This is a genomic window from Alteromonas sp. AO-Serp (assembly GCF_017849675.1).
Lineage (GTDB): Bacteria > Pseudomonadota > Gammaproteobacteria > Enterobacterales > Alteromonadaceae > Alteromonas > Alteromonas macleodii.
Map to the genome: position 1 here is coordinate 19,628 of NZ_JAFLMX010000041.1, position 7,811 is coordinate 27,438.

General features: G+C 44.2%; 10 protein-coding genes and 1 pseudogene. 4 read left to right on the forward strand and 7 right to left on the reverse strand.

What is annotated here, in order from left to right; all coding sequences use genetic code 11:
- Window positions 1-167: 167 nt before the first annotated feature.
- The 4 genes from QVA83_RS03580 to QVA83_RS03595 are packed head-to-tail and all read left to right on the forward strand — an operon-like array spanning window position 168 to window position 3,952.
- The gene (locus QVA83_RS03580) at window positions 168-494 is read left to right on the forward strand and encodes a zinc ribbon domain-containing protein (RefSeq protein ID WP_014949837.1); all 327 of its coding nucleotides are present in this window, start codon (window positions 168-170) and stop codon (window positions 492-494) included.
- Window positions 495-788 carry a YeaC family protein gene (locus QVA83_RS03585; RefSeq protein WP_014949836.1) on the forward strand — a complete coding sequence of 98 codons (294 nt, stop codon included), beginning with the start codon at window positions 495-497 and terminating at the stop codon, window positions 786-788.
- Complete coding sequence (locus tag QVA83_RS03590; RefSeq protein ID WP_287498138.1) at window positions 778-3,720, forward strand: DUF349 domain-containing protein; 2,943 nt, start codon at window positions 778-780, stop codon at window positions 3,718-3,720. The genes QVA83_RS03585 and QVA83_RS03590 overlap by 11 nt, the downstream gene beginning before the upstream one ends.
- Window positions 3,721-3,733: 13 nt before the next feature.
- Entirely contained in the window at window positions 3,734-3,952 is a 219-nt protein-coding gene (locus tag QVA83_RS03595) for a hypothetical protein (protein ID WP_014949834.1), read from the forward strand.
- A gap of 83 nt (window positions 3,953-4,035) precedes the next feature.
- Here the strand turns inward: QVA83_RS03595 and QVA83_RS03600 are convergent, their stop codons facing one another.
- The 7 genes and pseudogenes from QVA83_RS03600 to QVA83_RS03630 form a co-directional block, all read right to left on the reverse strand.
- Complete coding sequence (locus tag QVA83_RS03600) at window positions 4,036-4,230, reverse strand: hypothetical protein (protein WP_014949833.1); 195 nt, start codon at window positions 4,228-4,230, stop codon at window positions 4,036-4,038.
- Window positions 4,231-4,268: 38 nt separating this feature from the next.
- The gene (locus tag QVA83_RS03605) at window positions 4,269-4,445 is read right to left on the reverse strand and encodes a DUF1328 domain-containing protein (RefSeq protein WP_014949832.1); all 177 of its coding nucleotides are present in this window, start codon (window positions 4,443-4,445) and stop codon (window positions 4,269-4,271) included.
- Between the two features lie 246 nt (window positions 4,446-4,691).
- A complete protein-coding gene (locus tag QVA83_RS03610) occupies window positions 4,692-5,387 on the reverse strand; it encodes a DUF2490 domain-containing protein (RefSeq protein ID WP_156078496.1) in 696 nt (231 codons plus the stop codon).
- Between the two features lie 116 nt (window positions 5,388-5,503).
- Window positions 5,504-6,148 (reverse strand): metal-independent carbonic anhydrase family protein, encoded by a 645-nt coding sequence (locus QVA83_RS03615; RefSeq protein ID WP_110288710.1) that lies wholly within the window; start codon window positions 6,146-6,148, stop codon window positions 5,504-5,506.
- 516 nt (window positions 6,149-6,664) lie between these two features.
- On the reverse strand, window positions 6,665-7,243 hold the full coding sequence (locus tag QVA83_RS03620; RefSeq protein WP_156078495.1) for a CC0125/CC1285 family lipoprotein: 579 nt from the start codon (window positions 7,241-7,243) through the stop codon (window positions 6,665-6,667).
- Between the two features lie 24 nt (window positions 7,244-7,267).
- Complete coding sequence (locus tag QVA83_RS03625) at window positions 7,268-7,525, reverse strand: hypothetical protein (RefSeq protein ID WP_014949827.1); 258 nt, start codon at window positions 7,523-7,525, stop codon at window positions 7,268-7,270.
- Window positions 7,526-7,577: 52 nt separating this feature from the next.
- Window positions 7,578-7,811, reverse strand: a pseudogene (locus QVA83_RS03630) (hypothetical protein); the annotation flags it as partial.

Genomic DNA, 7,811 nt, shown 5'->3' on the forward strand with positions numbered 1-7,811 from the left:
AAGTTAACACCCTGCGCATTTTTGTTTTATGGCGATAAGGTTAATCCACAGAATCGACTTCATTGTTGTGATGAACTTAAGTATGATACCCATCCGCGTATAAATGCGTCTTCGCTCAATAGCGAGTTGCGCATTTCCATTTCGCACCCAATAAACAGGAGCAACATATGGCATTAGTTGACTGTCCTTCGTGTAACAAAAAAACGTCTGACAAAGCGAAGACGTGTCCTCACTGTGACTTTAAAATCGGTGATGCGACCTCTGAAGATATAGAGCGCAAACAAAGCTTACAAAGATTTAAAAAGTTAGCCAGTATCCAGAACCAATCCCTTCTTGCTATGCTGATATTCGTTGCGAGTTTTGGCTTCATGTATTGGGGCGGAACACGCCCAGGTGATTTGCAACATAATTTAGCTATTTTGGGCGCAGTGGTTGGCTTTGTTTGGTACTTAGTAAACCGCGCGCGTATTGTTTACATAAAGCGTTTTTCCTAAATGAATATAGAAGCACTTTTAGCCAGCATGACGCCGGAGATTTACGAGCGTCTGCGTCAGGCTGTTGAAACAGGTAAGTGGCCAGATGGCACGCCTTTAAACGAAGAGCAAAAAGCAAGCAGTATGCAGGCTGTTATGCTGTATCAAGCAAAAATAGAAAAGTCCTCTGAGCATATGACAGTAGGTGAAAGCGGCGAAATTGTACATAAAAGTAAAGCCGACTTTAAACGCTCGTTACGCGATGAGCAGGATGATAATAATACAATAGCGCGGTTTAAACAGGATGATATTTAGTCGTATATTTGCGCCTTCACACCAAAGCCCAAAGCCTGAAAAACGGATGCAGGCAATCGAGAGTCTCTCTCCCGAAAAGGCACAGGAAAAAACAATTCTTCACGAACTGGCATTTAATGACGAAGATGCAAATGTCAGTTTAGCAGCACTCGAAAAGCTTAATAGCTTTGTGCTGTGGCTTAAAATGTCACAAATTGCCAAGCAGTCTCGCGTTAAAAAAGCGGCGGAGAAAAAGGTAAACGCCGCTTTGTTAGGCGAGGGGGATGTCACACTCTCCCGCCAAGAGATATTCTCTTTTTTAACTGAAACAGCCAACGCCGATTTGGTAGTACAGTTAGTACCGCAAATGTTGAAGAAAGAGCCTATGCTCTTACAAGATGATGCGCTAGCTAACGCGCTAATCGAAAAAGTAGCGAAGCCATCTTTTACCCAGTTTGTCTTTTTAGAAGGCGCAAGTCCCCAACTGCAGACTCAACTAGTCAACGCACATTCAGACGTATCAGATCTGCAAAAGCTTGCTAAGAAAGTGTCAGATGATGCGCTTGTTACGCAAATTAATGCGCGGATCAATGCTATCAAAGAGGCTGCAAAACGCCCAGTGGAGCTTAAAAAGCAGCTCACTCTGGGACTTTCAAAATATCAGGCTTTACTCGACAAATCAGATGTAGAAACCATTGATGAAAAGCGCAACGAACTTGAGAGCGAATTGACTGGGCTGTTTGCTCAAATTGACTTACTCACTTCAGAAGAACGCGCTGATTATGAAGAAAAGCGCGCGCGTATAGGTGAGCAGCTCGAGCGATATTTAAGCCGTATCCGCCCAGCATGGGAAGAGAAGCAACAAGCGTCGCAACGTGCTAATACCAGAGCATTGTGCGAACAGCAGCTTACTTATGCCAAGGAGCAGGTAGCTTGGTTGTACAATAACAGGCTTTGTGAAGCGACGCTTGCTGATGTTGCTACGGTTAATGAAAGCGTGCGCGGTGTTGAAGCAACGCTCGAACAGCTAGCGCGTCTCGATGATGAATCTGCAACTGATAAGCGAATTACACAGATTAAGCGCTCTGTCGACGAACTAAACGAGCAGCTTGATCGCTTCTCTATGCAGCAGCAATACGGCCAAAAGCTACTGATAAAACTTCAGTCGCTCGAAGACATTGCCGCAAAGATCGTTTCGGCAAGCGATAGCGAGTCGGACAAAGATACCCGTGATGTGAGCGTTGAAGAAACTAGCGCATCGACTGAGGATTTGAGTCAGGTAAATGGTGGCGACGCATTACAAAGCAGTAGTGTAGTGGCTCTTAAAGCGGAGTTTGACGAAGCACGTCAAGCGTATAAAGCGCTTAGTCGCGAAATCGATGCCATTCCTAAGGCGTTGTCTAAACGTTTCAACGCAGCGACAAGCAGTGTAAATGCCAAAGAGCGTGCTCAAAAATCCAAAGAAAATGAGCAAGTAAAACACATTAGAAAACACATTAGCGTTATCGATAACTTAATTGCTCAGGGTAAATTCCGCGTTGCTATTTCAAAATTTGCAAAGCTTCAGGAAAGTTATGCTGCGCTTCCTGGTTCAGCGAAAAAGTATGTAGAGAAACGTTTTGAAAAAACCGCTGGTGATGTGTCGCGCTTAGAAGGATGGCAGGATTACCTTGCTGCGCCGCGCAAACCCGCTCTTGTAGAAGAAGCAAAAGCATTAGCCAGCGCTGACGCAGAAAATATTAAGCAAAGAAGTGAGGCCATTAAGTATCTTCGTAAGCAATGGTTATCACTAACACCGTCATCGTCAACGAGTGAAGAAAGTAGTGATGACGCGTTGTTACAGCAGCAATTCGATGATGCACTTGAAAAGGCCTTCGAGCCTTGTAGAGCGCATTACGCGAAGTTAGATGCACAGCGGGCTGCTGCGCGTGAACAGCGCATGTCGATTATCGCTACGGTTAAGGCAATGGACATTAACATGCCGGAAGCCGAGCTAGTGAAAGTTTTCGATAGAGTGTCTAAACAGTGGCACGCTGCAGGTCAGGTTGAACGTGAAATTTATGAACAGCTGAAGCAAGAATGGAAGGCGGTATCATCGCCCATTCAGGCTAAAGTAAATCAATGGCAAAGTGACAACCAAGCCCAAAAGCGCGCGTTAGTCACCCAAGCTTGTCAACTTGCTACGGAAGAAGATGTCGCTGGCGCTGCCGACAAGGCTCAGCAATTGCAAAGCCAGTGGAAGCAAGTAGGGCATGCAGGTAAACGTGAAGAGAGTAAGTTGTGGGCAGAATTTAAGGCTGCCAATGACACCGTATTTGAACGTTTAAAAGCCGAGCGGAAAGTACAGAATAATGCATTTAACGCGTTAGTAGATTCGCTACTCAAGCAAGTGGAAGCTGTTGACATCAACAGCGATGATGCAACGTTCAGTCAATCAATAAGCGACGTTCGCGTTCAGTTAACCGACTTGCCTAGAGCGCAACGTACGAAAGTAGATAAAAAGATTGATTCACTTGAAAGTAAGCGCGCGGCGCAAGCGAAAAATGCACAATCTCAAGCCCGATTGGCGCGAGCTCAGGCTCTGATTTCTTTACTACAGCTAAGTGTAGGTGAGGGAAGTGGTGATGAGCAATCTCTAGCGGAAACGTTAGGGAAGCGTTGGTCAAGCGTATTGGGTCAGTCAACTGGAAATAAAACAACTCAGCACGATAGACGATGGTTAACGGTAGCATTAGAAGTCGCAACTGGTATGCCAAGCCCAGATGCAGACGCATCTATACGCTCTAGCGTACAGCTACAAATGATGACATCTAAGTTGGAACAAGGCGAAGCGGCAACAGCTCCCGACATTCTTGCTGACTGGTTATCATACGACTCGATAAGCGAAGAAGATAACCATTTGCTGCAACGAGTTGTTTCAGTTATTGATACTCATCCTGAAATTGTTGCTTAAACGGAAAGCCTAAATGGAAAACAGTGTTGAGTTTCAATTTGAAACAGAAATGTCTGCCTATCGCTTTTTGAATACCGTGAAGCATATTGACGCAGAAGGGTTAAGAGTGAAGTTCGGGCGTACGGATCATCACGTGAGTGTAAAATACCGTTACGGCGTAGGTGAATTTGATTCGACGCTATCTACACTAGACGATCTTGCTCGTGAGTTAGGTGGTGAAGAAGTGTCTTAACTAACCAGTTAGGTCAAACCACGTCGACTGTAAACACGAAAAGGGCCAGACAATTGTCTGGCCCTTTTTTGATAAAAACGTGATTAACAGTCTTTATCTTCAGCGTCTACGCCTTCTTTCACATCTTCACAAGCGTCTTCAACGGCATTACCTGCATCGGTAACAATTTCGTCTAGCTCTTCGCCTGCGTCTTCCGCTTCACCGTCACCGCAAGCTGCTAGTGATAGTGCAAATGCTGATGCTACTAGTACCTTTGATAAGTTTTTAAATGAAAACATATCCTTACTCCTTTTTCCTATTAAAATACTTCTAACTCTTAGGCTCTTGGTGCTCTACCACGTAACGCATTTGCGATAAGTGAGATTACGAGCAACGCGATAAACACAAAGAAAAGAAACTGTGCGATACCTGTTGCTGCACCTGCGATGCCTCCAAAACCAAAAACTGCTGCAATAATGGCGATGATAAAAAATGTGATTGCCCAACCTAACATAACTAAATCCTCGTATTGCTTCCGTTACTTTCACTTTAACTAATGCTATCTTTGTGCCTGTTTTTTAAGTTATTGAAATATATTGATATAATTTAATTTTTCTCTGGTTGTCAGGCCGTATCTGCAGGCAATTAACGTCACGATTACACGTACGAATGCATTTTTTACATGATTGAGTAAGGCCCTAGTCACCCAACTTTACTCTTTGTGTGTTAAGGGCCTTTGGCTGGGGGTATTCTTTGATCCTTACCAGCTTCCGAAGAACGTGAGAGCAAGGTTGTGGTTTGTTATGGCGTCTGAATTGGCGCCTCGCGACGCAATATGATTATGTAAGTATCCCATCTCGACGCGCCATTTCTTGTTGAGGTGATAGGCCGGTCCCACGTAAAGTCTATTTTGATCAAACCCGCTATTTTGGCCCCAGTCTGTGTCGTTCAAACCCAAAAATACCTCGTCCCACACGACCATTGACCATTGCTCATTTAAAGGTTTCGACCACCGTATAAATTGTCTAAACCGATAGCCTGTATCACCGCCTTCATCGCTCCTGAATCGCTGCTCCAAACGACTTCTACCTGAAATGGTACCGCCCATAAATTTGCTTAATGAATACGTGGCTTGCTGCCACACCCTGTCTTCTTCAATTGAACCGTTGTCTGAGTCTATCGTTACTCTTGCAACACCCAGCCACAAGGTCGTATCGCTTGAAAGTTTGTAGCCGACACCGGGACGAACGATAGAAACGCCTAGGCGAGATGCGTCGTCTTTAAAGCGTAAATGACCGTCAAACCAAAATTGCCATTTACTTTTATCATCGGCATCTCCAGTGAGTGCGAGGGCGTTCCAAGATTGAAAATCTGACTCGGCGTGTGACTTAACGCCGGCTGTCATCGCCATCACAAGTAGTAAGACGCAACGCGTCATAATTCGTTTTGCGCACATAGTTTTTCTCGTTGAAAATAAAAAAGAGGCAAAGCGAAAGAGAAGGGACGCCTTGCCTGCAAAGGGAGAGTGTTTCGCCCCTCACACTTCCTAAGAATGGAGGGGCAATGGCCTATTTAGTTACCGTTTGGGTTGTAAGGTAACGAAGATTGGTGAGCAACAATACGCAGGTCGCCGTCACTATCTTTGACATAGGCAAACGTGTATTCCACCTTCGTTTCGCCACCTTTTGTATCGGTAAAGAAGTAGTTGCCCATCGCCACGGCCATGCGACAGCTGTTGTTGATAATACCCACATTATCGAATTTCACATTTGTGTATGGCTTTATAGCAAAGCCTTTGTCCTCTTCGTAAGCGTCATTACCGCCAACAAAGTATGAAAGCGCAGCATCGAAGCTTGAACGGAACTGGTCGTTAGCTGCAAGCGTTGGTTTAAACAGTACGCTGCTTAAATCGTAACCATACATAGCTTGGATGAAATCTGCGGCTTCGCCAGAGTAATCACCATCATTGCTAAATACTGCACCAATTCGCACTATGCCGTCGCCCCACATCTTTTGTGCCGTTACCACTTCTCGCTCAGTAATACATTCGTCGGAATAAAGTAATGCGTTGTCGAGTGCTTTAGCTTTTAACGCCGGAACATTCGAACTAGCTGAATGCTCCATCTGCGGTTTTGCCACTGCACTGCAACCAGTCACCAACATAGCTGTAGCTGCTACAAGAGTAGTTTTTGTCATTAACGTGCTTAGCTTTCTCATCGCCTGACTCCTTAGTCATTTGCAAAATAAATATGTGCTATTACCTGATTCAATTGCTTAGAGCAGTACCGCTACAACGTTGTTGCTAGAGGTTTATAAATCTGCTCTGCAGTTCATGGGTTTAATGATAGCTAGCTATGATGACGGAGACTTTTGTACAACATTAATAGAAGATTAACGGGCCATTAAAAATCCAGGAAGCACTTCAGGAGAATGGATAACAGCTATAAATTAGAGAAAAGGGCCGTGATAGCAGCAGTGTCATCGACTTTTTCAAGAAGAAACGAATATGACACTGGTCAAGTTTGTAGAAAAGTGAAGAATGCAGTTAGCCAGTGGTCTGTTAGCCACAACAGAAAAGTAATAAAGACTAGTGCACAGGTTGTTGGCTTTAAAACACATTACGGTTTTGCTCATGTGTTTGAGCGATGCTTTTCAATAACTGCAACTAGGGCCTGAAAAGCATTTCTATTAAAACTGATGTTTCAGAGCATTAGTGAGCGGCAAAACGCTCAGCTAGTTGCCATTTTTTGGCTCAAGAGGCTCTGATAGTACCTCTAAGACAGTAAAAGAATTTTTACCTAGACGCGTTTTATCATTCGCCATCATTACATCAATAGTAAAGTAGATGTCGTTAATTTGAGTTTTCACAACGTCGTTTGAGCTTGGGACGGCCATAGGCTGTGCCACTTCATCGCAGCCTGACATAGTGCACTGCCTGTCTGTTTGAAATGCCACGGGCTCTTCCTTGTTCGCTATAACTTCTCGCGCAACAACTGGCTTTTTATCCACGTTGGTTTTAACAATAGCTAAATAGGTAAAGCCTTGCTTTTCAGCAATTTCCGCTGCTCTGTAAAGGGCATATTGCTGTACTTTATCAGCAGGAGTCTTGTCTGTTGCCTTAAAAAGAACCTTGTATTCGTTCTCAGAAATTTTTTCGCTCGAATAGCCGTAGGCAGCTTTGGAACTCGCTGACTTATAAGGGGTAGGGGCTGCTACAGGGGTCGATGAACAACCTACTATTGCAAGGCTAAACGCCACACCAACACAGGCAAGCGTCAAACGACTTTTCTTCATATTTTTTTTGTTGTTCATCTCACATATTCCTTAATACTGTGATCATTGAAATAACGACAATAGCGCAGTCCTACTTATTGCCATTAGGGCTTGATTGCGTTTTGCTTTGGGTTTTGCATCTACCGCACCCTTGTATGCGCCAAGGGTTGCGATGCCAAGCAACGTTTCAGGCTTTCCCATCATCAGTTTACATTGCCTCTTTGCTTGTGTAAGTGCAACATCTGCATGATGTTTTTGCGAAAAATAAGCATGCTCTTTCTGTGCTATATCTTTCATATTCGATTTTAAAAAAATGTTCATCGCTTTTCCTCACTATTGGCGGTGGCTTTTTACGCAATGGTAAGCATTTTCACTATCCGAAAACCCGTCGCCACGTTTGTATGAGTCTGCTAAAGCTCAGGTAATTGAATGCATTTTGTGCAAGCTTAAATAAACAAAAGGCCGCAATGCTGTTGAACACCAACAACATGAGTGGAACTACCACATAACTAACGCCCACACTGTGAAGTATAGCGCCAATGGCGATGTTTAAAATGAGCCAACATACTGTGCCCACTGCAAATGCCGCTAAGCATGCAAAGACGGT

Excerpts from the sequence above, each read along its gene's own strand:
- QVA83_RS03580 (WP_014949837.1), top strand. The coding sequence starts at position 168 with ATGGCATTAGTTGACTGTCCTTCGTGTAACAAAAAAACGTCTGACAAA.
- QVA83_RS03585 (WP_014949836.1), top strand. The coding sequence starts at position 495 with ATGAATATAGAAGCACTTTTAGCCAGCATGACGCCGGAGATTTACGAG.
- QVA83_RS03590 (WP_287498138.1), top strand. The coding sequence starts at position 778 with ATGATATTTAGTCGTATATTTGCGCCTTCACACCAAAGCCCAAAGCCT.
- QVA83_RS03595 (WP_014949834.1), top strand. The coding sequence starts at position 3,734 with ATGGAAAACAGTGTTGAGTTTCAATTTGAAACAGAAATGTCTGCCTAT.
- QVA83_RS03600 (WP_014949833.1), bottom strand. The coding sequence starts at position 4,230 with ATGTTTTCATTTAAAAACTTATCAAAGGTACTAGTAGCATCAGCATTT.
- QVA83_RS03605 (WP_014949832.1), bottom strand. The coding sequence starts at position 4,445 with ATGTTAGGTTGGGCAATCACATTTTTTATCATCGCCATTATTGCAGCA.
- QVA83_RS03610 (WP_156078496.1), bottom strand. The coding sequence starts at position 5,387 with ATGTGCGCAAAACGAATTATGACGCGTTGCGTCTTACTACTTGTGATG.
- QVA83_RS03615 (WP_110288710.1), bottom strand. The coding sequence starts at position 6,148 with ATGAGAAAGCTAAGCACGTTAATGACAAAAACTACTCTTGTAGCAGCT.
- QVA83_RS03620 (WP_156078495.1), bottom strand. The coding sequence starts at position 7,243 with ATGAACAACAAAAAAAATATGAAGAAAAGTCGTTTGACGCTTGCCTGT.
- QVA83_RS03625 (WP_014949827.1), bottom strand. The coding sequence starts at position 7,525 with ATGAACATTTTTTTAAAATCGAATATGAAAGATATAGCACAGAAAGAG.